Annotated in this window: 16 protein-coding genes; 15 read left to right on the forward strand and 1 reads right to left on the reverse strand. The window is 73.0% G+C overall.

Going from position 1 to position 25,505, the window contains the following annotated elements:
* Window positions 1-12 precede the first annotated feature (12 nt).
* The 5 genes from OHS33_RS04965 (at window position 13) to OHS33_RS04985 (ending at window position 5,638) form a co-directional block, all read left to right on the forward strand.
* Window positions 13-1,569: a sugar ABC transporter ATP-binding protein gene (locus OHS33_RS04965; RefSeq protein WP_330329147.1), complete on the forward strand. Its 1,557-nt coding sequence runs from the start codon at window positions 13-15 to the stop codon at window positions 1,567-1,569.
* Entirely contained in the window at window positions 1,566-2,609 is a 1,044-nt protein-coding gene (locus OHS33_RS04970; RefSeq protein ID WP_330329148.1) for an ABC transporter permease, read from the forward strand. Before OHS33_RS04965 ends, OHS33_RS04970 begins: the two co-directional genes overlap by 4 nt.
* Window positions 2,610-2,635: 26 nt before the next feature.
* Complete coding sequence (locus OHS33_RS04975; protein ID WP_330329149.1) at window positions 2,636-3,790, forward strand: substrate-binding domain-containing protein; 1,155 nt, start codon at window positions 2,636-2,638, stop codon at window positions 3,788-3,790.
* Window positions 3,791-3,861: 71 nt separating this feature from the next.
* Entirely contained in the window at window positions 3,862-4,398 is a 537-nt protein-coding gene (locus OHS33_RS04980) for a SixA phosphatase family protein (RefSeq protein ID WP_330329150.1), read from the forward strand.
* Window positions 4,399-5,443: 1,045 nt separating this feature from the next.
* A complete protein-coding gene (locus tag OHS33_RS04985; RefSeq protein ID WP_330329151.1) occupies window positions 5,444-5,638 on the forward strand; it encodes a hypothetical protein in 195 nt (64 codons plus the stop codon).
* Window positions 5,639-9,577: 3,939 nt separating this feature from the next.
* Here OHS33_RS04985 and OHS33_RS04990 read toward each other — a convergent pair.
* Window positions 9,578-10,549, reverse strand: a complete 972-nt coding sequence (locus tag OHS33_RS04990; protein WP_330329152.1) for a LysR family transcriptional regulator — start codon at window positions 10,547-10,549, stop codon at window positions 9,578-9,580.
* Between the two features lie 80 nt (window positions 10,550-10,629).
* Between OHS33_RS04990 and OHS33_RS04995 the strand changes: the two genes are divergently transcribed.
* From OHS33_RS04995 to OHS33_RS05040, 10 genes are all read left to right on the forward strand, one after another.
* Window positions 10,630-11,169, forward strand: coding sequence for a cupin domain-containing protein (locus OHS33_RS04995; RefSeq protein ID WP_330329153.1), 540 nt, complete (start codon window positions 10,630-10,632; stop codon window positions 11,167-11,169).
* On the forward strand, window positions 11,166-11,534 hold the full coding sequence (locus tag OHS33_RS05000; RefSeq protein WP_330329154.1) for a DoxX family protein: 369 nt from the start codon (window positions 11,166-11,168) through the stop codon (window positions 11,532-11,534). Before OHS33_RS04995 ends, OHS33_RS05000 begins: the two co-directional genes overlap by 4 nt.
* 728 nt (window positions 11,535-12,262) lie before the next feature.
* Window positions 12,263-13,726 carry a sugar transferase gene (locus OHS33_RS05005; protein ID WP_330329155.1) on the forward strand — a complete coding sequence of 488 codons (1,464 nt, stop codon included), beginning with the start codon at window positions 12,263-12,265 and terminating at the stop codon, window positions 13,724-13,726.
* Between the two features lie 73 nt (window positions 13,727-13,799).
* Window positions 13,800-15,116: a nucleotide sugar dehydrogenase gene (locus OHS33_RS05010; protein WP_330329156.1), complete on the forward strand. Its 1,317-nt coding sequence runs from the start codon at window positions 13,800-13,802 to the stop codon at window positions 15,114-15,116.
* The gene (locus tag OHS33_RS05015) at window positions 15,106-16,416 is read left to right on the forward strand and encodes a glycosyltransferase family 4 protein (RefSeq protein WP_443065226.1); all 1,311 of its coding nucleotides are present in this window, start codon (window positions 15,106-15,108) and stop codon (window positions 16,414-16,416) included. The genes OHS33_RS05010 and OHS33_RS05015 overlap by 11 nt, the downstream gene beginning before the upstream one ends.
* Complete coding sequence (locus OHS33_RS05020) at window positions 16,413-17,840, forward strand: Wzz/FepE/Etk N-terminal domain-containing protein (RefSeq protein ID WP_330329157.1); 1,428 nt, start codon at window positions 16,413-16,415, stop codon at window positions 17,838-17,840. Before OHS33_RS05015 ends, OHS33_RS05020 begins: the two co-directional genes overlap by 4 nt.
* Window positions 17,837-19,357, forward strand: coding sequence for a Wzz/FepE/Etk N-terminal domain-containing protein (locus OHS33_RS05025; RefSeq protein ID WP_330329158.1), 1,521 nt, complete (start codon window positions 17,837-17,839; stop codon window positions 19,355-19,357). Before OHS33_RS05020 ends, OHS33_RS05025 begins: the two co-directional genes overlap by 4 nt.
* Before the next feature lie 3 nt (window positions 19,358-19,360).
* Window positions 19,361-21,289, forward strand: a complete 1,929-nt coding sequence (asnB, locus tag OHS33_RS05030) for an asparagine synthase (glutamine-hydrolyzing) (protein ID WP_330329159.1) — start codon at window positions 19,361-19,363, stop codon at window positions 21,287-21,289.
* Window positions 21,290-21,340: 51 nt separating this feature from the next.
* Window positions 21,341-23,542 (forward strand): bi-domain-containing oxidoreductase, encoded by a 2,202-nt coding sequence (locus OHS33_RS05035; RefSeq protein WP_330329160.1) that lies wholly within the window; start codon window positions 21,341-21,343, stop codon window positions 23,540-23,542.
* Entirely contained in the window at window positions 23,539-25,491 is a 1,953-nt protein-coding gene (locus OHS33_RS05040; RefSeq protein WP_330329161.1) for a heparinase II/III family protein, read from the forward strand. Before OHS33_RS05035 ends, OHS33_RS05040 begins: the two co-directional genes overlap by 4 nt.
* Window positions 25,492-25,505 lie beyond the last annotated feature (14 nt).

Raw genomic sequence — 25,505 nt, forward strand, 5'->3', positions numbered from 1 at the left:
GACGCTTCCGACATGTCCGGTACTTCCGGCACCTCGCCGAACCGCCCGCCCGGGGACTCCGGCGGGGAACCGCTCGTGCGGATACGCGGTCTCGGCAAGCGGTTCGGCGGCACCGTCGCGCTGGAGGGGGTCAGCCTCGACCTCCGCGGCGGCAGCGTGCTCGCCCTCCTCGGCCCCAATGGCGCCGGGAAATCCACGCTGATCAAGGTGCTCGCCGGGGTCCACCGGGCCGACGCGGGCGAGGTGACGGTGGCCGGGCACCCGCTCGGGTCCGAAGCAGCGTCCGGAAGGATGTCCTTCATCCATCAGGACCTCGGCCTGGTCGAGTGGATGACGGTCGCCGAGAACATCGCCCTGGGGACGGGCTACCCGCTCCGCCACGGCCTGATCTCCTGGCGGCGGACCCGGGAGCGGTGCGCCGAGGCCCTGCGGACCGTCGCCGGACACCTGGACGCCGACGCCCGCATCGCGGACCTCGCGCCCGCCGAGCGGTCCCTGGTGGCCATCGCCCGGGCCCTCGCGCGGCGGGCGGAACTCTTCGTCCTCGACGAGCCGACCGCCACGCTCCCCGCCGCGGACTGCGCCCGGCTCTTCGACGTGCTGCACACACTGCGCGACCGGGGGCACGCCGTCCTGTACGTCAGCCACCGGCTCGACGAGGTGTACCGGGTCGCCGACGCGTTCGCCGTCCTGCGCGACGGCCGCCTCGTCAGCGGCGGACCGCTCGCCGGGTACGGTCCCGCGCGCCTGGTCCATGACATCGCGGGCGGCGTACCGGCCCGGCGCGGGCCCGCCGCCGTCCTGCCCGCCGGCCGTCCTCCCCTCCTGAGCCTCGACGCCGTGACGACGCGGCGGACCCGGCCCGTCAGCCTGGATCTGGCGCCGGGGGAGATCGTCGGCATGGTCGGGCTGACCGGCGCCGGCCATATGCACCTGGGCCGCGCCCTCGCCGGCGCGCTGCCGCTGCTCGGCGGGCGGGCGCTGCTCGACGGCCGGCCGTACCACCCGCGCACCGTGGCCGCCGCCCTCGGCCGGGGCGTCGGCATCGTGGCCGCCAACCGCCAGGAGGAGGGCTGCGCCCCCGATCTGACGGTCCGGGAGAACTTCCTGGCCAACCCCCGGGCGGCCGGTGTGCCCGCGTGGCGCTGGCTCGGTCCCCGGCGCGAGCGGCGCGAGGCCGCCGCCCTGATCGAGCGCTACTCGGTGCGCCCCCGCGACAGCGAGGTGCCCCTCGCCACCCTGTCCGGCGGCCATCAGCAGAAGGTCGTCCTCGGCCGGGCGCTGCGCGGCCGGCTGCGGCTGCTGATCCTCGAAGAGCCGACCGCGAGCGTGGACGTGGGCGCCAAGGCGGCGATCCACCGGTTGCTCGACGACGCGGCCGCCGAGGGCCTGGCGGTCCTGCTGGTGTCCACCGACTTCGAGGAGGTCGCGGACCTCTGCCACCGCGCTCTGGTCTTCGTCCGCGGATCGGTGGTGGCCGAGCCGGCGGGCGCCGCCCTGACGCCCGCCGAACTCACCCGTGCCGCCTCGGCCATGCCCGCGATCACCGGAAGCACGACGGCCCCGTGACCCCCCGGTCCCCGCGCGGGCACGTCATCGGAACCCACGGTCTGCCGGTCCTGGCCGCCCTGCTCTTCCTGGTCTTCTCCGTCGTCCTGCCGGACACCTTCCCCACCCGGGACAACGTGTCCTCGATCCTCTCCAACCAGGCGGTCCCCGCCCTTCTCGCACTCGGGGCGACGATCCCCATCGCCACCGGCAAGTTCGACCTGTCCATCGGCTATGGGCTGGGCCTGGCCCACGTACTGGTGATGCACCTCATCGTCGAGGAGGGGACGCCCTGGCCGCTCGCCGCTCTCGCCGTCGTCCTCGGCGGGGCGCTGGTCGGCGCCGTGAACGGCGCCGTCGTCGAATTCGCCCGGATCGACTCCTTCATCGCCACGCTCGGCACCGGCAGCATCATGTACGCCCTCACCGGATGGCTCACCGACGGCAGCAGGATCGTGCCCGGCCCGGAAGGCCTGCCCGCCGCCTTCACCAGCCTGTACGACGCCCGGTTCCTCGGTCTGCCGGTGCCCGCCTTCTACGTCCTCGCCACCGTCGTCGTCCTCTGGGTGGTGCTGGAACGGCTGCCGTTCGGCCGGTACCTGTACGTCGTCGGCTCCAACCCCCGCGCCGCCGACATCATCGGCATCCCCACCCACAGGTACTCCGTCTACGCCTTCGCCGGATCGGGCCTGGTCGTGGGCATCGCGGGGGTCCTCCTCGCCGCGCAGCAGCAGATCGGCAACCCGAGCGTCGGCCTGGACTACCTGCTGCCCGCCTTCGTCGGCGCGCTGCTCGGCTCCACCACGATCAAGCCCGGCCGCGCCAACGCGCTCGGAACCCTCGTGGCCGTCAGCGTGCTCGCCATCGGGCTCGCCGGGATCGGCCAGCTCGGCGCCCAGTTCTGGGCCACGCCGCTGTTCAACGGGGGCACCCTGCTGCTGGCGGTCGGCCTGGCCGGCTACGCGGCCAGGCGACGGCTGCGCACCCGGGCCGCGACGGACCCCCACCCGCCCGACGAACCTCCCGGGCCCTCGGCGGCGCGGACGGACGAAGCCCGATAGAACCACTTACGCCGGTCAGGAGCACCGTGTACCCGAATCGCACCAGTGTCCTCGCGGCCGCGGCCCTGTGGGCGGCCGCCACCACCCTCGTCGCGGGCTGCGGAGGCGACTCGTCGCGGGCCTCTGACGCGGCCTCGGCCTCACCCCCGGCCGCCGGCTGCCCGGCCGCTCTCGTGCGTGCCAAGGAGGCCGTCGGGCGGGCCGAGCGCACCGGCGTCTCCTGGAACGGCCCCACGACCGGCCCCGAGGCGGTTCCCGACAAGGTCATCGTCTATGTCGCCCAGACCATGACCAACCCCGGTGTCGCCGGAGTCGCCAAGGGCGTCAGGGAAGCCGCTGCGGCCATCGGCTGGCAGGTCCGGGTGATCGACGGGGACGGCACCCCCGCGGGCATCCAGGCCGCGCTCAGCCAGGCGGTCACCCTCAAGCCCTCGGGCATCGTCATCGGCGGCTTCGATCCCCTGCTCACCGCGCAGCAGACCGCGCTGGCAGCGGCCGCGGGCATTGCGCTGATCGGCTGGCACGCGGTCGGCTCCCCCGGGCCGAGCACGAGTCCCCGGCTGTTCACCAACATCACCACGAAGGTGGAGGAGGTCGCGCGGGTCAGCGCGGACTGGGTCATCGCCCGGTCCGCGGGCGACGCCGGGGTCGTCCTCTTCACCGACGACTCCATCCCGTTCGCCCGCGACAAGTCCGAGCTGATCAAACGGCAGCTCGCGACCTGCCCCGGGGTGACACTGCTGGCGACCGAGAACATCCCCATCCCGGACGCGAGTCAGCGCACCCCGCGGGAGGTCTCCTCCCTGGTGTCCCGCTTCCGGGGCCGGTGGACCCACTCCGTCGCGATCAACGACCTCTACTTCGCCGACGCCGCCCCGGCGTTGCGCGGCGCCGGGCGCCCCGGCGAGGGGCCGCCCTTCAACATCGGTGCGGGCGACGGCGATCCTTCCGCCTTCCAGCGCATCAACAGCCGGGGTTTCCAGGCCGCCACCGTCCCGGAACCGCTGGCCCAGCAGGGGTGGCAGATCGTCGACGAGTTCAACCGCGCCTTCGCCGGCCGGCCCGCCAGCGGCTACGTCGCACCCGCTCATGTGGTGACGGCCGAGAACAGCGGCGGGGCCACGTCCTGGGACCCGCGGGGCTACCAAGAGGCGTACCGGAGCATCTGGCGGGTGAAGTGACCCGGGGCCCGGCAGCCCGCCCGGTCCCGTGGACCGTGGACCGGAGCCGTGGGCCGTGCGAGGCTGGGGGCATGAGCACGGGAGCCACCGCCCGCCTGGTGCTGCTGCGCCACGCCAAATCCGCCTGGCCCGACGTCGCGGACCACGAGCGGCCACTGGGCCCGCGCGGCCTGCGGGACGCGCCCGCGGCGGGCCGCTGGCTGCGCGATGCCGACTGCCTGCCCGCACTGGTCATCTGTTCCACCGCCCGGCGGGCCCGCGAGACCTGGGCACTGGCAGCCGGACAGCTCGGCGTCGAGGTCCCGGTGCGGTTCGACGAGCGGGTGTACGCGGCCGAGCCGGAGGACCTGCTGGAGGTGGTGTCCGAGGTACCGGAGGAGGTACGGACGCTGCTGCTCGTCGGCCACAACCCGGGCCTGGCGGACCTTGCCGTCAGCCTCGCCCAGGAGGCCGTGGACCCCACGGAGGCCGCGGAGATCGACCGCCTGTCCCAGAAGTTCCCGACCTCCGCGATCGCGGTGCTCGCCTGCCCCGGCCCCTGGCAGGAACTCGCGCCGGGCTCGGCCCGCCTGACCCGCTTCGCCGTCCCCCGGGGCGCCGCCCGCTGACGTACGGGCCTGCGTCCGAATGGCCGCCCAGGGATGCCGCCCGAGCGGGCCCGGGGTCCGGCGGCGGGCAGGTCAGCGTCACCCCTGCGGCGCTGAAGGAGACCGAGGTCGTCAAGGAGACCGCCCGGGACGGATGCCTGGACGCTGAAGCTGGTGGCGGGAGGGCACTGACTCAAGGTCCACAACCACGACGACGCGGCGGGTGCGCGGGTCGAGGTGTGGGACGACCCCACTGATACCCACCCGTACCGGCAGTGGGTGCTGGAGCGCGTGCCCGCGGCGGGGGCCGGGGTCGACCTGCCGCTGACGTTCTCCGTTCCCGAGGAGTTCTCCGCCCTCGACCTGGCCGCCTCCGCGGAGGAGAACACCGACCTGCTGCTCGGTGATCCTCACGGTCGTCGCCCTGCCCAGCGAGCTGGCGGGCGAGCACACCGTCGAGCGCCTGGCGCGCACGCTGGGCGCGATCCATCCCGACGCCGAGGTCGGGGTGGGCCTCGGCCCGCACGAACAAGGCCGCCGGCGTGATCGTCCGGCAGAGCGGGCGGGCGTTCGTCGGGGCCATCGCGGGCAAGGGCGCGTCCCGAATGGGACGTCGTCGGCGCCTTCGCGACGAAGGCCGGCACGGTCGGCATCGAACGCTTCAGCCGCTTCTTCAGCAAGGTGGCACAGCCGAGGTGACCGCCTCAAGAAGACCTCCCCGAGCACTTCGGCTCGACTGGGTTGAGGCAGGGGTGGGCCACGGAGGGGTAGCAGACCTCGGTGGCAAGCCGGACACTCATCTGTGTGATCTGACGGCGCCGTAAGGGAGAGGTGACGGGCAATGGCCGGTTTCGGGGGCGGACGGTGGGTCTGGTGGGCGGTCTGCGTCGTGTCAGCGGCGGTGGCCGTCGCCCTGGTGCTCGTTTCCCTCGTGGTGGATCTGGACACCGGGGACCGAGTTGCCAGTGTCGTGGGTGCGGTGGCGGGTGTCGCTGGTTTGGCTCTGTCCCTGCACGGTCTGAACCGACAGGCACAAGCCGGTGTGCCGGCTTCCGGGAGTCGCTCGGTGCAGTCCGGGCAGGGCATCGGGCGCGCCGTCACCGGTGACAACAACCGGTTCTCCGGGCCGGCGCCCCGGGTGCCCGCCGTCGGCACGCCTTCGGCCCCGGTCGCCGGCACGCCCGTTCCCGGTGAGCGCGGCGTCGCCGCGGCCGGCGGTATCGGTGAGGCAGTCACCGGCGATGGGAACGAGCAGCGGTGAGGTGGCGGTTATCCCGCCGGTGGCGACCCCGTGGTGCGGTCCTGGACGCGCCGCGGCCGGCCCCTCCCGCCCGCACGGTCGAATCGCCGGCTCCAACGCCCGAGCCGGCCGGCTCGTTCGACCCGGCTGGTCAGGCCGGCCCGCCCCACCCAGGCGGAAAGGCGCGGCCGCCCAGCCCCGCCGAGGCACGCCCACCGGCCCCACCCCCGGGCGCGGTCCTCGACTCGGGGCCCGTGGAGCGGGCGTCCGTGGTGGGTGTCGAGCATTCAGTCGCCGCTGGTGGTTCGATCGGGCTCGGGGTCAGTGGTGACGGCAATAGGATTCGGATCGAGGGTGATGTCGTCCTCGGTCACATGGCGCCGCAGTCCCGGTCGGCGTACTGGCGTGAGGTACGGCACCTCGCGGCCACCACCCGGTTCGAGGGCCGCGACGAGGAGCTCGCCGCCATGGCCGCCTTCGCGTCGGCCGCCGAAGACGACGAACGCGGTGGACGGCACGGTGGGTACTGGCGGTGGCTGGGGCCCGCTTGGGCCGGGAAGACGGCGCTGATGGCCCAGTTCGTGCTCAACCCGCCTGCCGGTGTCGACGTCCTCGCCTTCTTCGTCACCGCGCGGATGGCCGGCCGCGCGGACCGTACAGCTTTCCTGAGCACGCTCGAAGGGCAACTCCGCGCCTACCTCCAGGACGGCGGCATCGACTGCACCGACCTCGGCGGATTCCTCGACGGGCTGGAACGGGCCGCCTCCCGGGCCATGGCCGCCGGGCGTCGCGTAGTACTCGTGATAGACGGCATGGACGAGGACACCGGGGTCCCCAGTGCGGTGGGCGGCAACAGCATCGCCGCCTGTCTGCCGCACACTCCACCCGCCGGGATGAGGGTCATCGTCGCCGGTCGTCGCCATCCGCCAGTCCCCGCCGATGTCTTGACCGGCCCCCTGCTCGGCACCGCCATCGACCACGAGCTGGCCGCTTCGCCCGCGGCTCAGGCGGTGCGCGCCGACGCCGAACGCAACCTCGAAGCCCTCATCGCCTCTGGCGGTCTGAGCATGGAACTCGTCGGCCTGACCGCGGCCGCCGGGGGCGGGCTCAGTCCTGCCGACTTCGCCGAGCTCGGTGGAGTGGCACAGCGGCGCATCGAACTCGTCCTCGGAGGCAGCACAGGAAGGGCGTTCGAGCACCGGCCTGCCCAGTGGGTGACCGACGCCGAGGGCCGGGCGCAGGCCCTGTACTCGTTCGCCCACCAGGATCTCCTCCACGGTGCCCGCAGCCTCCTCGATCCTGCCGACCTGGGCGCCTACCGGTCCCGTATCCACACGTTGGCCGACCACGCGCGGCGCGGCGGGTGGCCGGCATCCACATCCGAGTACCTGCTGTACGGCTACCCCCGGCTGCTCCACGAACTCGGGGACACCGCGCGGCTCACCGCGCTGGCCACCGACCGCGCCCGGCACGAATGCCTGTGGCAGACGACCGGCACCGACAGCCAGGCCTTCACGGAGATCGCCGACGCCTTCCGCCTCCACCTCGCCAGCACGGCCCCATGCGACCTCGGCGCTTGCGCCCGGCTCGCCCATCACCGGGAAGGCCTTCAGCACACCGCGGACGCACTGCCAACGACCGTCATCACCACCTGGGCCCGACTGGGCCTACTGCGCCGGGCCATCACAGCCGCCATGCAACGGAGCCAACTGGCTGCCACCCCGGGGCAGACACTGCTGGGCAGCATCCTGACAGCGGCCGGCACCACCGCGGAGGCGAGCGAGCACGTCATGGAGGCGGCCCAGGCGTTCACCACTCCCGAGACCCGGTCCAGGGCCTTGGCGGAGATCGCCCAGGCCCTGGCCGCCGATTCCCAGTGGAAGCGCGCGATCCGGCTGGCCTCCTCCCTGGCCGATCCCGACCAGCAGGCGCAGGCCATGACGAGCGTCACCGTCGCGATGGGGGCGGCCGGCGAGTTCGGTGCCGCGGTGCGGACCGCGCGGAGCATCGCCGTCCCTGAGCTGCGGGCCCAGGCCGTCGCCAGCGTGGCCAGGGCGATGGTGGAGGCCGGTGAGCACAAGAATGCGGTCGGGCTGGCTCGTACCATCACCGACCCCGAGCAGCGGGCTCTGGCACTCACCGGCATCGCGTGGGTCATGGCGGAGGCGGGCGATCACACCGGGGCGGTCGCACTCGCCCGTACCATCGCCGACCCGGAGCAACAGGGCTGGGCGTTCGCGGGCATCGCGGTGGCCATGGCGGAGGGAGGACAGTACGGCCGGGCGATCGGGCTCGTTGGCGACCTCGGCCATCCCGGGCAGCGGGCCCAGGCGCTCACGGGCATCGCGGTGGCCATGGCGGAAGCATGTGACCACGAGGGCGACGCGATCGGACTGGCCCGTACGATCACCGACCCCGAGCAACAGGCGCGGGCGTTCACTGAGATCGCCCGGGTGATAGCCGAGGACGGGGACCACGGACCGGCGGTCACCCTCGCTCGTACCATCGCCGACCCCGAACAGCAGGCGCGCGCGGTCATGGGGATCACGCGGGCGATGGCGGCAGCTCGGGATCCCGACGGTGCGATCGGGCTCGCCCGTACCATCACCGACCCCGAGACACAGGCCTGGGCGTTCACAGGAATATCCCGGGCGATGGCCGAGGACGGGGACCACGGATCGGCGGTCGCCCTGGCCCGTACCATCACCGATGCCGACGCCCGGGCCAGCGCGTTCGAGGGCATCGCCCTGGCCGCCGCGCGTCTCGGTAACCACCAGGCGGCCGTCGAACTGGCCTGTGACGCCGCGGATCTCGTCACGGACCTCGGCCTGCTCGGGATCACGGCCGCGTCGATGGCCGAGGCGGGAAACGCGGCAGCCGGCAAGGAACTGGCCGAGCGGGCGGCCCGCCTCGCCCACGACAGTGCCACGGCCCACCGGATGCGACTGCTGGCTGCCGCCATCGAGGCGTCAGTGGTGGCGGGAGCCGGGTCCGCGTCCAGTTTCGGACCGGATGCCGCCGCGTTGGCCCGCTCGATTCCCGGGCTGGCCCGGGCCGTATCGCACCATGAGGAGCGAGCTTGGGCGCTGGCCGACGTGGCCCGGGCGCTGGCCGGAGCCGGCGACTACGACGCGGCGGTCGAACTCGCCGAGTCCATCACCTACGGCGATCCCCGGGCTTGGGCGTGCGCGGACATCGCCACGGCCCTGGCGGCGGCGGGGCGACACGAGGCCGCGATCGGGATCGCCCGCACGATCGACGTCCCTTCATGGCAGGGGCGGACCATCGCGTCCATCGTCGCGGCGATGGCCAGGGGCGGGGAACACGACGCGGCGGTCGAGCTCATACGCACTCTCCCCCACCCGGCCCAGCGCCAGGAAGCGCGGGCGGGCATCGCCGTGGCCCTGGCGGAGGTCGGGGACTTCCAGGCCGCCGTCGATTCCGCCCGTGCGCTCACCCTTCCGGTTCTTCAGGCTCGGACCCTGGCGGGCATCACCAGGTTCGCGGCGGCCTTCGGTGAACGCGACGCGGCGCTCGACCTCGCCCGTACCATCCCGCACGCCGAACTGCGGGCCGAGGCCTTCGCAGGCATCGCCGTCGCCGTGGCGGAAGCCGGGGACCACCAGGACGCGGTGGAGCTCGCCCGTACCATCACGGACGAGGACGACAGGACAGACGCTCTGGCAGGCATCGCGGTGGCCGCGGCCAGGGCCGGACACGGCGAAGGCGCGTCCGGCCCTGTTCTCGCCCTCGCCCTCGCCCCGAGGCTGGGAGAGGCGGCACGAGCCGAGATCTCGGTGGCCCTCGCCGAAGGAGGTCTTCCGAGTCAGGGCCTCGACCTCGCCCGTGCACTCCCCCACCCCGGCCACCGGGCCCGCGCCCTCGCCGGAATCGCCCGCGCGACGGACTCCCCCCGGCTCCTCGCGGAGGCCGTGTCCCTTTCGTTCGGCCCGAAGGTCATCAGAGAACTCGCGATCCTGGACGGCGAGGCGGTGCGGACCTTGGTGCGGGATGTTCTGGAGGTGTTGAACGGGCACCAGGCTGTCGGGCCGAACCCGCCCCCATCGCCCCCGCGGAGGGTGACTCGCGGTATGCGGCGGTCGCGAGCCGGATGAACGAGCGGAGAAGCGGATCGGTGGCGGTCGCGTTCCATGCCACCACCGCACGGCTCGGTTCCATGTCGCTCAGTGGCACCACGGTGAGGCCCTCCCCCGGCTCGTGGTCCAGGAGGGTGATGCCGACCGTGCCGTTCCACAGGACGGCTTGCCGGCATTCCTGTACGGCGCGCACCACCGGGCCCTCCCGGGGCTCGCCGCCGTTCCAGTACGACTGCCAGAGCGGATCGGTGCCCTCCGGGAAGCGGAACCACCGGCGGTCGGCCAGGTCGGCGAGTTCCAGGGCCGCGCGACGGGCCAGTGGGTCGTCGGCGCGCAGCAGCGCGCCCACCGGGTCGGCCCGCAGCGCCCGCACGGTGAGGCCGGTCCCGTCGAACGGCGCCCGGGTCAGGGCGACGTCGACCAGTCCCGCGCGCAGCCCGCAGGTGGGGTCGGCCAGATCGGCCTCCCGGACGCGGACCTCGACGCGCGGGTGCCGGAGGCGGTAGGCGTCGGCCAGCCGGGTCGCCGCCGGGTCGGTGCTGTCGCCGAGGATGCCGATGGTGACGGTCGCGGCGCCCGCCGCCGCGGCGACCCGTACGCGTACCCGTTCGGCCCGGGCCAGCAGGGACCGGGCCTCCTCCAGCAGGACCGCGCCCACCTCGGTGAGCGCGACCCCGGCGGAAGACCGGTCGAAGAGCGCGGCACCGATCTCGGTCTCCAGGCCCTTGATCGCCCGGCTCAGCGGCGGCTGGCTCATGTGCAGCCGGGAAGCGGCCCGGCCGAAGTGGAGTTCCTCGGCGACCGCCACGAAATAGCGCAGCGTACGTAGCTCCATGCCGCGACGATACCCGTACGGTATCGGCGCCACAGAATGGGTCTTGGACAGCCCGCACGCCCCGGCGGTGGAATCGAGGCATGACTGACGAACCGAAAACCAGTGAACCCGAAGCCGGTGAGCCGAGTGCCGGACCCGCCGTATCGGTGGTCGGTCCGGGGGACGGCGAGACGATCGTCCTGGGCACCACGCGACTGCGCGTCCTGGAGGACGGCAGCAACACCGGTCACCGCCTCGGGCTCGCCGAGTGCGTCCTCGCGCCGCACACGCCCGGACCGCCGCAGCACCGCCACGCCCAGCACGACGAGGGCTTCTACGTCATCTCCGGCACGGTGCGGTTCACGGTCGGGGAGGAGGACCACGAGGCGACCGCGGGCACGTTCGTGATGGTCCCGACGGGAGCCCCGCACACCTTCGCCAACACGACCGGCGAACCGGCCGTCATGCTCAGCACGTTCACACCGGACCTGTACGTGCAGTACTTCCGGGACCTCCAGGACATGATCGCCGCCGGTGAGGCCCTGACCCCGCGGGCGACCGTCCGGACGATGAGCCGCTACGCCACCGAGCCCGCCACCGACTTCGCTCCCGCGACCGGTGTCCTTGGCCGGGAATCATGAACATCGCCTATTGGACCGTCGCGGTCCCGCTCGCCCTCTTCTACCTCTACAGCGGCGCGGTGAAGGCGGTCCGGAGCCGTGAGCGGCTCCGTCCGATGATGGCCTGGGTGGACACCACGCCGATGCCGGCGATCAGGACGATCGGGGTGATCGAAGTGCTCGGCGCGACCGGGCTGGTCCTCCCGCCGCTGACCGGCATCGCACCCTGGCCGGCCCTGGCCGCGGCCATCGGGTTCGTGCTCCTGCAGATCGGCGCGACCAGGGTTCACCTGAGCCGGGGCGACCGTCGGATCGCCCTCAACGTCACGCTCATGGCCGCCGCGGCCGTGACCGCCGCGCTCGCCGGGTTCGCCGGACTCGCGTAACGAACGTAACGAACGTAAAGCTTCCACCCCACTGGAGGGTCAACACGTGGCCACATTCCGGTCCGCCGCCCGGGGCGGCCCGGGTGGCTCCGCTACGTGCGCCGGGGCGGCCCGGCCGGGAGGTCCGGGGCGCTTCCTTCCCGCCGGTGCGGTGGCCCCGTAGGACTGCCGTCATCACAGGTCACACGGCACTTCACGGCTTCACGGAAAGCAGGTGCAGACACCACGCGGCGCACCAACCTTCAAAGCCTGAGCACAAGTTGCATACATTCCCCTCTCAAGACCCGTACCCATGCTCTAGATTGACCCTGCTTCGCATGCTTGGACACGAGGCGACAAATCATGATCTACAGGTCCGTCTTTTCGGACAGTCAGTAGTCGCCCCTGCGCCCAACGTGGGGGTGACCGGTTCTTGGAGCCCGGGAAGGGGCCCCTGGACGTGGGGAGCAACCGTCAGGTTCCCTCGTTCCTCGGGACTCGGGCAGGACGTACGAATCCGCGGTCGGCCGGTGGGGTGTTCACGTAGCGCCGCCACGGGCAGGCATGCCGTTCGCGGGGGGACAGGGGTGCCCCCGGAGTGAGGAACAGCGCGGCGCGGGAGGCGGAGCCTCCCGAGGGGAGCAACAGGGCGGGGGGCTCGGGTCCCCCGGGGGGAGTGACCGTGTGGAACGAACACGTCGAGTCCACTGGCGACCTGGGGGGGAATTGTGAAGCAGAGGGAAGGGGAATTGGCCGACCCGCTCTTAGCGGTGCGCGGGCTTCCGGTGGACGGGGCGATCAGCCGTCCCGCCACCGACTGGGAGCAGCGCTACCGCCGTGCGGTGATCACCAGCGACACCGTGGCCACCGCCTTCGTGGTGACGGCCATAGGCGGCTTCTTCGGGGTCCGGGACGCGGCCAACTGGCATGAGAAGTGGAACATCCTGGCCTTCGGCACCGAGCTGCTGGTGCTCGGAGCGCTGGCGGTGAGCCGGGCGTGGGCTCCGGCCGTGCTCGGCCAGGGCGCCGAGGAGTTCCGCCGGCTCGGACGTTCGCTGTTCACGGCGGCCGTCGTGCTGGCGCTCGGCGGGGTGGCCCTCGCCTCGCACAACATCAAACTCTGGATCTTCGTCGCGATCCCGGCGATCGCGCTCGTCACCATGACCGAGCGGTATCTGCTGCGGGTCTGGCTGCACAGACAGCGCCAGGAAGGGCGCTGCCTGCGCCCGGTGCTCGCCGCCGGGAGCCTGGCCACCGTGCGCGACCTGATCGCCCGTACCCGCAAGTTCCCGCACCTCGGGTGGCGGGTGGAGGCGGTGTGCACGCCGGACGGTTTCTGGCTCGACGGTGACCGGCTGGACGGAGTCCCGGTCGTCGGCCGACTGGCCGACGTCGCGCTGCACGTGCGCCGCGACGGCTACCGTGTCGTCGCGCTCACTCCGGACCCGCACTGGTCACCGGACCGGCTGCAGCGGCTGGCCTGGAACCTCGAAGGCTGCGACGCCGAGATGGTCGTGGCCCCCGTGCTGATGGAGGTGGCCGGGCCGCGGCTGCACGTGGACGCGGTGCTCGGGATCCCGCTGCTGCGGGTGAGCATGCCGATCTTCACCGGGGGGCGCCGGGCGGTCAAAGAGGTGGTCGACCGGCTGGGCGCGGCGGCCCTGCTGATGGTGTTCGCGCCGCTGATGGTGCTCGTCGGGCTGCTCGTGCTCGTCGACAGCCGTGGCGGGGTGTTCTACCGCCAGCGCAGGGTGGGCAAGGACGGGCGCGAGTTCACCATCGTCAAGTTCCGGACCATGGTCGCCGGGGCGGACCGGGCACGTGCCGGGCTGGCCGACCGCAACGAGGGCGCCGGCCTGTTGTTCAAACTCCGCCGGGATCCGCGGGTGACGCGGGTCGGAACGGTGCTGCGCCGGTATTCGCTCGACGAACTCCCGCAGCTCTTCAACGTGCTCACCGGATCGATGTCACTCGTCGGTCCACGGCCTCCGCTGCCGGAGGAGTCCGCCGCCTACGGTCCGGACATCCGGCGGCGGCTGCTGGTCAAGCCCGGGCTCACCGGCCTGTGGCAGATCAGCGGGCGCAGCGACCTGCCGTGGGACGAGGCGGTCCGCCTCGACCTGCGGTACGTGGAGGACTGGTCGCTCGCCCTCGACACGGTGATCTTGTGGAAGACGCTGCGTGCGGTGCTGCAGGGACAAGGGGCCTACTGATGCGCGGGGGGCATCACGCGGTCGGCTCGCGGACAGCAGGCCACAAGGGCCTGCCTGGGGGGAGGAACGGGTTATGAGGGTCAGCGTCTTGGGGCTCGGTTACGTGGGCTGTGTGTCGGCCGCGTGCCTGGCCAGCCTGGGCCACGAGGTCATCGGTGTGGACGTGAACCAGGTGAAGGTCGACCTGGTCAACGACGGCAAGGCCCCGGTGGTCGAGGAGCGGATCGGCGAGCTCATAGCCGAGGTCGTGCGGACCGGAGCGTTACGGGCCACCACGGACGTCCGCGAGGCGATCATGGGCAGCGATGTGTCGCTGGTCTGCGTGGGCACGCCGTCGGAGCCCAACGGCAGCCTGTGCACGACGTACTTGGAGCGGGTCACCGAGGAGATCGGGGCCGCGGTGGCCGAGCGGGGCGGTCGGCAGACCGTCGTGTTCCGCAGCACCATGCTCCCCGGCACCTGCCTGAACCTGCTGGTGCCGATCCTGGAGAAGCACGTCGGCGGCACGGCCGGGGTGGACATCGGCGTCGCGGTCAACCCGGAGTTCCTCCGCGAGGGCACGAGCGTGCGGGACTTCTTCGATCCGCCCAAGACCGTCATCGGCGAGCTGGACCCGGCGAGCGGCGACGTGGTGGCGGCGCTGTACGACGGACTGCCCGGCGAGGTGTTCCGGGTGCCGATCCCGACGGCCGAGGCGATCAAATACGCGGACAACGCGTTCCACGGCCTCAAGATCGGCTTCGCGAACGAACTGGGCGCGGTGTGCCAGGCGCTCGGGGTGGACTCGCACCAGGTGGTGGACGTGTTCCTGGCCGACCGCAAGCTGAACATCAGCTCCGCCTACCTGCGGCCCGGCTTCGCCTTCGGCGGCTCCTGCCTCCCCAAGGACCTGCGCAGCCTGCTCCACGCGGCGCAGCGGGCCGATGTCTCGGTGCCCATCCTCGCCCACGTACTGCCCTCCAACTCCGACCACTTGCAGCGCGCGGTGGAGCTGGTCGCGCGCACCGGCAAGCGCCGGGTGGGCCTGTTCGGTCTGTCCTTCAAACCGGGCACCGACGACCTCCGCGAGAGCCCGCTCGTCGAGCTGGCGGAGCGGCTCTTCGGCAAGGGGTACGACCTGCGGATCTACGACCCCAACGTGAACCTCTCCCGGCTTCTGGGCGCGAACCGCGAGTACATCGAGACCCGGCTGCCGCACCTCGCGCAGCTGCTCGCGGAGTCCGTCGAGGAGGTGCTCGACCATGCCGAGGTGTGCCTGGTCGGGACCAGGGACCCGGCGGTGCTGGCGGCCCTGCCGCACGGCGCCACCCCGGTGATCGTCGACCTCGTCCACCTTCCCGACGCCGACGCGCGCCGGGCCGAACCGGGGTACGTGGGCCTTGCCTGGTGACGCGGCGTTCGACGACAAGGCGTCGGGCGCCACGGCGTCCGGCAGCACGGCCGGGCGCGGCGGGCGGGGCCGTCGCGCGCTGATCCTGGTGGAGAACCTGTCGGTGCCCTTCGACCGGCGGGTGTGGCAGGAGTGCACGACGCTGCGCGACGCGGGTTGGACGGTGCACGTCATCTGTCCCCGGGGGACGAAGCGGGACACGGAACTGGAGACGGAGATCGACGGGGTGCGGATCCACCGCTACCCGCTGCGCGCGGCCACCGGAGGACCGGCCGGCTACCTGCAGGAGTACGGGGCGGCGCTGTGGCACACCGTCCGCCTCGCCCGCAGGATCGGCCCCGTCGACGTGGTCCACGCGTGCAATCCGCCGGACCTGCTGTTCCTGCCGGCGCTGTGGCTCAAGCGGCGCGGGGCGCGGTTCGTCTTCGACCAGCACGACCTGGTACCCGAGCTGTACCTCTCCCGGTTCAACCGCGGCGAGGACCTGCTGTACCGCGGCGTGCGCGCGCTGGAACGGCGGACCTACCGGGCCGCGGACATCGTGCTCGCCACGAACGAGAGCTACCGGGACGTCGCGCTGCGCCGCGGCGGCCGGCGGCCCGAGGACGTCTTCGTGGTGCGCAGCGCGCCCGACACCGACCGGTTCCGGCCGGTGCCGCCCGAGCCGGAGCTGAAGCGCGGCAAGCCCCATCTGCTGTGCTACCTCGGCGTCATGGGGCCGCAGGACGGCGTCGACTACGCCCTGCGGGCCCTCGCGAAGCTGCGCGACGAGCTGGGGCGGAGCGACTGGCACGCGGTGTTCATCGGCTCCGGCGACAGCTTCAACGCGATGGTGCAACTGTCCCGGCGGCTCGGGCTCTCGGAGCAGGTGCAGTTCACCGGGCGGATCCCGGACGCCGACCTGGCGCGCTACCTGTCCACCGCGGACGTGTGCCTGTCCCCCGACCCGCACAATCCGCTCAACGACGTGTCGACCATGAACAAGGTCCTGGAATACATGGTGATGGGGCGGCCGATCGTCTCGTTCGACCTCCGGGAGGCGCGCGTCTCGGCCGCAGACGCCGCCGTCTACGCGCCCGCCAACGACGAGGCCGCATTCGCCCGGCTCGTCGCGGGGTTGCTGGACGATCCGGAGCAGCGGGCCCGGATGGGCAAGATCGGCCAGGAGCGGATCAGCGGGCCGCTCTCCTGGCGGAACTCGCAGGCGTCGCTGCTCGCCGCCTACGCCGCGGCCTGCGGTGACGGCGCTCCGCTGGCGGCGGGCGACACCGACAGGGCGGGGAAGAGGCCGCACCGTTGAGCGATGACACGATACGCCTGGTCACGATGGGCCGGATCATCCGTCGGCGCTGGCGTCTGCTCACCCTCCTCGCCCTGGTGGGTGCCCTCGTCGGCTACGGCGCTTCTCTGCTGTTCCCGCCGAGTTACACGACGTCGGCATCGGTGCTGCTGCCGGGGGCGTGGCAGGAGCGCGAGCTGCTGACCCAGGCTCAGGTCGCGACCAGTTCTGTGGTGCTCGACCGCGCGGCCGCCACGCTCGGCTGGCGCGGGGTCGGCGGCGGCGAGCTGCGGGACCGGGTGACCGCCACGGCCTCCGACGGGAACATCATCAAGATCTCGGGTACGGCGGACACTCCGGGGCGCGCACAGCAGCTCTCCGACCAGGTGGCCCAGCAGTTCGTCACCTTCGCCGCGCGGATCGCGGGCGCCAATACCGATCCCGCGGCGGCGGCGCAGCCCGAGGCACTGCGGCAGATGGTGACGCAGACCAGCCGCCGCATCACCGAGCTGGCCGATGCCACCGATCCGGGGAAGACAGTGGAGAGCGTGCAGACCCGTACCGAGCTGGCGAAGCTGCGTACCGCGCTGCAGGAGGCCATCAAGAAGCTGGACCAGGTCGACCCTGCCGCCAGCAAGGCCAACATGGTCGTGATGGGGCCGGCCCCCCGGCCGCCCGGCGAGGCACCGCCGACGAGGACGCAGCTCATCGGCGGCGGGGCGCTGCTGTTCTTCCTGGCCGCGGTCATCGGCCATCTCACCGCCGCGCGGATGAGCCGTCGGCTGCGCACCGAAACGGAGATCGCGGCGGCGCTGGGCTCGGCCCTGCTGGGCACCGTCGACGTACCCGGTGAGCGGCGCGCGCACCGGCCGGAGGGCCGTGGCCCGCGGGCCCGGATCCGGCGGCTGCTCGGGGTCGACGTCCGGTGGGACACGCCGGCCCCGCAGGCCTCCGGCGACGAGGCCGACCGGCGGATCCGCTACCGGCGGGTGTGCGCCCATCTACGGGACCGGCTGCCGGCCACCCGGCAGGTGCTGGTGGTCGTCCCGGACGGGGACGAGACCGCCCTGCGGGCCGCGGGGCAGCTCGTCGCCGAGTCCGGAGCCGGGAACGAGTCCGCTAACGGGTCCGGAGCCGATCCCTCCGCAAGCTCTCCGGGCAGCGGGTACCCCGTGCTGCGGGTGGTGGAGGTGTCGGTGTCCCGGCCCCTGGTGCCGGACCGCGACGGCGAGTCCGGTGTCGTGGTCGTGCTCAGCGCGGGCAGCTGGACCGCGGGGGAACTCGCGGGCATCGCCGAGGCGTGCGCGGACGCCCGGCAGGAGGTCGTCGGGATCGTCCTCGCCGGCCTGGTCCGGGCCCGTCCGGCGCGGTCCGCCGGTCCTCCCCCGGAAGCCGTCGTACCGGCGGTCTCGGTGGGCCACGACGCGGCGGGAGGTGCGGCGTGACGACGAGCACGGCTTCGGATCCGTCGGCCGCCGCTCCGCTGCTGGACCTCCAGTCGCTGGTGGTCGCGGTGCGCAGGCGCCGCCGTCTCTGGTGCACCATGGCGCTGCTGGGGCTGCTCCTCGGCGCCGCGGTGGCGGTGCTCATGCCGCCCCCGCCGACGGCGGTGACCAAGGTGCTGGTCGCGCATCAGGCGGACCAGCCGAACGACCCCGGGACGCTGATGCGCACCGACGTCGGGCTGCTGCAGACCACCCGGATCGCGGGCAAGGCGCTCCAGACCCTCAAGTCCCCGCAGAAGCCGGAGGACTTCATGCTGGAGTACTCGGGACTCGGCCTGTCCAACAACCTGTTGCAGATCACCGTGACGGGCGGCAGCGACGCGGAAGCGGTGGCCCGGGCCAAGGCGCTGGCCGACGCGTTCGTCGCGGACCACGTGCGGCGCATCCAGGAAGCGGCGGACGCGGAGGCCAAGACCCTGCTCGAACAGCGTGACCGCATGCAGGAGGAACTCACCCAGGTCAACAAGTCGATCGGGGACGCGTCCCCGCAGAGCGGGCCGAAGACCTCGGCGAACCTGGAGACGCTGTTCGCCCGCCGGGCCGAACTCACCTCCCGGATCACCGACTTCGGCCAGCGCGCCGCGGAGGCCCGGATCGGTACGCCCCAGCTCATCGCCGGGACGCAGATCGTGGACGCGCCGCGCGCGGAGCGGCACTCGCTGCCCAAGACCGCTGCCACCAATGCCGCGATCGGACTCGTCCTCGGGCTCGTCCTCGGACTCGCGGTGGCCGCGGTCGGTGCGGTGGTCGCGGACCGCCCCGTACTGCGCCGGGAGATCGCGGCGAACCTCGGCGCCTCGGTCCTCGCGGAACTCCCGCGCACGCCCCGTCGGCCGGCCAGGCCGTGGCAGCGCCGGCGGACCCGGGCGGCACGGACCCGGCTCACCGCGACCCTGGCCCGCACGGTACGCGGCTCCGCGGAGCCGGTGTCGCTGCTGGAGCTGGGCAGTGCGCACAGCACGGGTGCGATCACCCTGGACCTCGCCGGTGCGCTGGGACAGGACGGTCCGGTGGTGGTCATCGACGGCCTGCCCGGCCTGCCGCTCGCCAACCGCCGCCCGAAGCCGGGCGACCCGGCGGTGGTCAGCGGCGAGGGCGCCGCGGCCGCGGCGCCGGAGGACCGCAGGATCGGGGTCGGCTCGGTGGCGCCGGGCACGGCGTGGACCGACCTCCAGTACCTCGGCACACGGACCGTGCTCGTCGTGCGCGCCGGGCACGGCAGCGCCGCGTGGCTGCACACCGTGGCGCGGCAGCTCGCGGACCTGGGCATCGTGGTGATCGGCGTGGTGCTGATCGACCCCGATCCGCGGGACCGGACCGACGGCACGCTGTGGGACGGGCCGCAGGGCGCGCCGCACGGCCAGAACGAGCGGACGGCCCGGCAGCACGGGATACGGCCGCGGCCGGAGCGGCCGTCATGGGCACGGGTCCCGGACATCGACCAGGAAGCGCGGTAGGACATGTGTGGCATCGCAGGCACGTACCGATGGCCGGACGGGAAGGCCGTGACCGACCGGCTCACCGATACCCTCGCCCACCGCGGTCCGGACGGGGCGGGGCGCTACGGTCACCCGGCCGGTGACGGCGAGGTGCACCTCGGGCACCGCCGGCTGGCCATCATCGACTTGTCGGAGACCGGCGCCCAGCCGATGGTCAGGGACGGACTCGTCCTCACCTACAACGGCGAGCTGTACAACGCGCCCGCACTGCGCGCCGAACTGGAGTCCGCCGGGGTGCGCTTCCGCGGTACCTCCGACAGCGAGGTGCTGCTGGAGGCCTGGCGGCGCTGGGGCACGGACTGCCTGCCCAGGCTGCGCGGGATGTTCGCCTTCGGGATCTTCGACGAGCGGACCGGTGAGCTGGTGCTCGCCCGCGACCAGCTCGGCATCAAGCCGCTGTTCCTGCTCCGGCGCGGCGGGGGCCTGGTGTTCGCCTCCGAGCTGAAGGCGCTCGCCGCCGCCACCGGCGGGTCACTGGAGGTGGACCACGCGGCGCTGGTGGCTTCCCTGCTGTACTACTGGGTGCCGGATTCGCGCTGCGCGCTGCGCGAGGCGGAGAAGCTGCCGCCCGGGAGCTGGCTGCGGTGCCGGCCCGACGGCCGAGTGGACCGCGGCCGGTTCTGGAACCTGCGGGACGTCGCCGCCGAGGGCCAGGAGCGGGCCCGCTCCGGCGAGCTGCCGGACATCGCCGCCGTCATCGAGGAGTCGACCCGGCACCACCTGCTCTCCGACGTGCCGGTGGCGACCTTCCTCTCCGGCGGTCTCGACTCCAGCTATCTGACCGCGCTGGCGGCCCGCGACCACCCGGGGATCTCGGCCTACACGATCGGGTTCCGCGCCGAGGACGCCAAGTTCGAGGCGATGCCGGACGACCTGCGCTACGCCCGGCAGGTGGCCGAGCGGTTCGGGGTCGACCTGCACGAGATCGAGATCGCTCCGAACGTCCTCGACCTGCTGCCGCAGATGACCTACCACCTGGACGAGCCGATCGGCGATCCCGCCGCGATCAACACCTTCCTGATCTGCTCGGCCGCCCGGGAGGCCGGGGTCAAGGTGATGCTCTCGGGGATGGGCGCCGACGAGCTGTTCGCCGGGTACCGCAAGCACCTGGCCAACCTGCTCGCGCTGCGCTACCAGCGCGTGCCGCGGCCCCTGCGGCGCGGTGTGTCGGCGGCCGTGGACCGGCTGCCGGTCGCCACGGCCCGCCGGGGGTACCGGTCCGTGCGGTTCGCGAAGCGCTTCCTCTCTTTCGCGGATCTGCCGGAGGAGACGGCGTTCCGGCGCAGCTACACCATGTACGACCAGGACGAACTGCTCGCCCTGATCGATCCGGACCTGGCCGGGACGGTGGACGACGTACTGACCGAGCACGCGGACGTCTACCAGGACAACGACCTCGACGACTTCGTCAACCGCATGTGCCTGGGCGACGCCCGGATGTTCCTGCCGGGCCTGAACCTCGCCTACACGGACCGCTCCAGCATGGCCGCGTCGACCGAGGTGCGGGTGCCGTACGTGGACGTCGAGGTGGTCAAGGCGGCGTTCGCGGTACCCGGCAACCGCAAGATCGTCGGACGGCAGGGCAAGGCCGTCCTGAAGGAGGCGGCCACCTCGATCCTGCCCAAGGAGATCGTCTACCGGCCCAAGGGCCTGTTCAGCGCCCCGCTGCGGGCCTGGATGAGCCGGGATCTGGCGCCGCTGGTGCGCGAGGTGGTGAACGACGGGGTGCTCGTCAACTCCGGGTTCCTGCGCCGCGACGCGCTGGCGCGCATGGTCGCGGAGGACGCCGCCGGGCAGCGGGACTTCTCGAAGCACCTGTGGCACGTGCTGACCCTTGAGTACTGGTACCGCGGCGCGACCTCCGGCTCCGGCCGGAGCACCGACCACTGAAGCACTGAGCACTGAGCACTGACGTGACGGCGTAGAACAACAGGAGTTCTGGTGAAACAGGTTGTGCAGAACTACAAGAGCGGCGAGCTGGCACTGCTCGACGTGCCGGTGCCAGGGTGCAAGCCGGCCGGTGTGCTGGTCAGGACCGCCTACTCGCTGATCTCCACCGGGACCGAACTCATGAAGGTGTCCGAGGCCGGGATGTCGATGGTGGGCAAGGCCCGCTCCCGTCCGGACCAGGTGGCCAAGGTCATGCAGAGCGTGGCCACCAACGGGGTGCCCGCCACCTACCGCAAGGTGATGGGCAAGCTGGACTCGTACACGCCGCTCGGCTATTCGCTGTGCGGGGTGGTCGAGCAGGTCGGCGCCGGGATCGACGACGTGGCGGTCGGTGACCTCGTGGCCTGTGCGGGCAATGAGCACGCGTTGCACGCCGAGCTGAACTGGGTCCCGAAGAACCTCTACACGCCGGTGCCGGACGGTCTCGCGCCGCGGCACGCGGCCTTCGGCACCGTCGGGTCGATCGCGATGCAGGGCGTCCGCCAGGGCGAGCCGCAGCTCGGCGAGGTGGCGCTGGTCATCGGCCTGGGGCTGATCGGGCAGTTGGTGGCGCAGCTGCTGACCGCCGCGGGAGTCCGGGTCATCGGGGCGGATCCGGACCCGGCGCGCTGCGAGCTGGCCGCGCGGCTGGGCGCCGCGGCCTGCGGCGATCCCGCGTCCACGACCGTGGCGGGCGCCGTCGCCGAACTCACCGGCGGTCACGGCGTGGACCAGGTGTACCTGGCCGCCGGGGGCGGCAGCAACCAGCCCGTCGAGCTGGCCGCGCAGCTCTGCCGGGACCGCGGCCGGGTCGTCGACATCGGCAAGTGCCGTCTGGACCTGCCGTGGAACGCGTACTACGAGAAGGAGCTGGACGTCCGCTTCTCGCGCTCGTACGGGCCCGGGCGCTACGACCCGGCGTACGAGCTGGAGGGGCGGGACTACCCGATCGGCTACGTGCGCTGGACCGAGCGCCGCAATCTGGCGTGCTTCCTCGATCTCCTCGCCCGCGGCCGTGTCGACGTGGAGCCCTTGATCTCCCACATCGCCGCGTTCGACGACGCCGTCGAGACGTACCGGAGCCTGAAGGACGGCGAACTGAAGGCCGTGGCCGTGCTGTTCCGCTATCCCGGCCCCGCCGAGGACACCGCGGAGGCGCAGGCCCCCGCCCCCGCGGTGGCCGTGCCCGCGGTGCGCCGCGGCGGCGCGGACTCCTTCCCCGCCCGGTCCGCCGGGGCGCCGGTGCGGCTGGCCTTCATCGGCGCGGGGAACTACGCGACGTCGATGCTGCTGCCGCACCTGGCCCAGCGCGAAGGCGTCGAGCTGGCCACGGTCGTCACCACGACGGCGCTGTCCGCGGCCAACGCGCAGCGGAAGTTCGGCTTCGCCGAGGCGACCACCGATCTCGACGCCGTGCTCGGCGACAAGTCCGTGGACGCGGTGTTCGTCACCACCCGGCACAGCTCGCACGCGGACCTGACCCGCAAGGTGCTGCTGGCGGGCAAGGCGGTGTTCGTGGAGAAGCCGCTGGCCCTCACCGGGGACGAGCTGGCGGGTGTGCTCGCGGCGGTGGAGGAGTCCGGCAACGACCGGCTGCAGGTGGGCTTCAACCGCCGGTTCGCACCGCTGCTCCAGGACGCGAAGAAGCGCTTCGGTGCCCGGACCGGTCCGGCGAGCCTGCGCTACCTGGTCAACGCGGGGCGGTTGCAGCACGGCAGCTGGTACCTCCAACAGGGCACCGAGGGCTCGCGGTTCGTCGGCGAGGGCGGGCACTTCATCGACACGGCGAGCTGGCTGCTGGACGCCGATCCGGTCTCGGTGTACGCGCTCGCCTCACCCGGCAACGAGGACCTGCAGGTCGTGCTGCGCTATCCGGACGGGTCCACGGCCACCATCAGCTACGTCACCACCGGCGCGTCCGGCTTCCCCAAGGAGACGCTGGACCTCATCGCGGACGGCAAGGTGCTGAAGCTCGACGACTTCGTCCGGGCCTCCGTGCACGACAACAGCGCCAAGCGGTGGGTCAGTTCGCGGCTGCCGCAGGCGCGCGACAAGGGCCAGAACGCCGAACTGGCCGCGTTCATCCGGGCCGTGCGGACCGGTGGCCCGATGCCGGTGCCGCTGGAGTCGCTGGTCGCCACCACGGCGGCCACCCTCGCCGTGCAGGCCGGCCTGGCGAGCGGCGCGCCGGTCACGCTGGAGCGGACCCGATGACCACGAGCGCGGGCTGGTACCTGCGGCGGCTGTCCGCGATGGGGCCGCGGGAGGTCGGCGGCCGGGTGGGCGACGCGGTGCGCAGGCGGCGGTGGCGCTCCGGGCTGCCCGGGCGCCCGGCCGTGACCGGCGCCCGGTTCACCGCGGTCCTGCCCGCCGGGGCGCTCGACGCGGTGGCGCCGGACGCCGCGAAGCGGCTCGTCGCCGAGGCGGACCGGCTGATGGCCGGGCACGCCGAGTACTTCGGGGTGGAGCGCGACGACCTGGCCGACCCGGACTGGTGCCACGACCCGAAGACCGGGCGCCGGGCACCGTGGGGCTACGCCTTCGACGTGCCGTACCGCAGCGAGGACGCGGTCGGGGACATCAAGCAGATCTGGGAGCTGTCCCGGCACCAGTACCTCACCGTGCTCGCCGCCGCCTACGCGCTCACCGGGGACGAGCGGTACGCCGAGCGCGTGGCCGCGCACCTGCGGAGCTGGTGGGCGGCCAACGCGCCGCTGCGCGGGGTGCACTGGATCAGCGGCATCGAGCTGGGGATCCGGCTGCTGTCGTGGGTGTGGGTCCGCCGCCTGCTGGAGGGCTGGCCGGGCGCGGCCGGGCTGTTCGAGGACAACCCGGTGGCGCTGGACCAGATCTGGCACCACCAGCGCTGGCTGGCCGCCTTCCCCAGCCGGGGCTCCTCGGCGAACAACCACATCATCGCCGAGGCCGCCGGGCAGTTCGCCGCGGCCTGCGCCTTCGGGTGGTTCCCCGGCTCGGCTCGCTGGCGGGACGACGCGCTGCGGTCGCTGGAGCGGCACCTGCGGAGCAACACCTTCGGCTCCGGCCTCAACCGCGAGCTGGCCACCGAGTACCACGGACTCGTGCTGGAGCTGGGCCTGGCCGCGGTGGCCGAGGCGGATGCCGCCGCCGTGCCGGTCCCGGCGACGGTCCGGCTGGTGCTGCTGCGGATGACCGACGCGCTCGCGGCCATCGTGGACGGGCGGCTGCGGCCGCCGCGCCAGGGAGACGCGGACGACGGGCACGGTCTCGTCGTGGACGGCGCGGGCACCGACCGCTGGGGCTCGCTGCTGGCCACCGGGGACGCCGTGTTCGGCCGACTCGACTGGTGGCCGTCGGTGACCGGCACCGATGTGCGCACCCCACTGCTGGCCGCGCTGATCCGGCCCGGCGCACCGGCCGTGACCCGCCCAGCACACCGGCCGGCCCATTTCGCCGACGCGGGGATGACGATCCTGCGCGGCCCGGCGGAGATCTGGTGCCGCTGCGACGGTGGTCCCCACGGGTTCCTGTCCATCGCCGCGCACGCCCACGCGGACGCGCTGTCCGTGGAGGTCCGGCACGACGGGGTCGACGTGCTCGCCGACCCGGGGACGTTCTGTTACCACGGGCAGCCCGAGTGGCGGCGGTACTTCCGCTCCACGCTGGGCCACAACACCCTGGAGCTGGACGGCGGTGACCAGTCCGGCTCCGGCGGCCCGTTCCTGTGGACGCGGCACGCCCGCAGCCGGGTCCTGGTCGCGGACACCTCGGGTGAGGGCGTGGCCCGCTGGTGCGCCGAACACGACGGCTACCAGGGGTCCGTGCACCGCCGCCGGGTGGAACTCTCCGCCGAGACCCGTGAGTTGCGGGTGGTGGACGAGGTGCGCGGTCCGCGCCGGTCCGCGCGCCTCGCGTTCCACCTCGGTCCGGCGATCGCCGCGGAGCTGGTGGACCACCGGGCGGTGCTCACCTGGACCCGGGACGGCGAGGACCGCTCCGCCGTGCTCGACCTGCCCGGGCAGCTGTCCTGGCGGGCCCACCGCGGCGAGAGCGACCCTCCGCTCGGCTGGTACTCCCCCGGCTTCGGGCGGAAGGTGCCCGCCACCACGCTGGTCGGCACCGGCTTCGCCGACGGGGCTGTCCCGCCGGGCGAGTTCATCACCGTACTCAGGTTCCAGGGCTAGGAAGGAGGCTTGGT

The organism is Streptomyces sp. NBC_00536 (assembly GCF_036346295.1).
Taxonomy (GTDB): domain Bacteria; phylum Actinomycetota; class Actinomycetes; order Streptomycetales; family Streptomycetaceae; genus Streptomyces.

Bases quoted from the DNA above. Each gene is read 5' to 3' on its own strand.
- OHS33_RS04965 (WP_330329147.1), top strand. From the start codon at position 13: ATGTCCGGTACTTCCGGCACCTCGCCGAACCGCCCGCCCGGGGACTCC.
- OHS33_RS04980 (WP_330329150.1), top strand. From the start codon at position 3,862: ATGAGCACGGGAGCCACCGCCCGCCTGGTGCTGCTGCGCCACGCCAAA.
- OHS33_RS04990 (WP_330329152.1), bottom strand. From the start codon at position 10,549: ATGGAGCTACGTACGCTGCGCTATTTCGTGGCGGTCGCCGAGGAACTC.
- OHS33_RS04995 (WP_330329153.1), top strand. From the start codon at position 10,630: ATGACTGACGAACCGAAAACCAGTGAACCCGAAGCCGGTGAGCCGAGT.
- OHS33_RS05000 (WP_330329154.1), top strand. From the start codon at position 11,166: ATGAACATCGCCTATTGGACCGTCGCGGTCCCGCTCGCCCTCTTCTAC.
- OHS33_RS05010 (WP_330329156.1), top strand. From the start codon at position 13,800: ATGAGGGTCAGCGTCTTGGGGCTCGGTTACGTGGGCTGTGTGTCGGCC.
- asnB (WP_330329159.1), top strand. From the start codon at position 19,361: ATGTGTGGCATCGCAGGCACGTACCGATGGCCGGACGGGAAGGCCGTG.
- OHS33_RS05040 (WP_330329161.1), top strand. From the start codon at position 23,539: ATGACCACGAGCGCGGGCTGGTACCTGCGGCGGCTGTCCGCGATGGGG.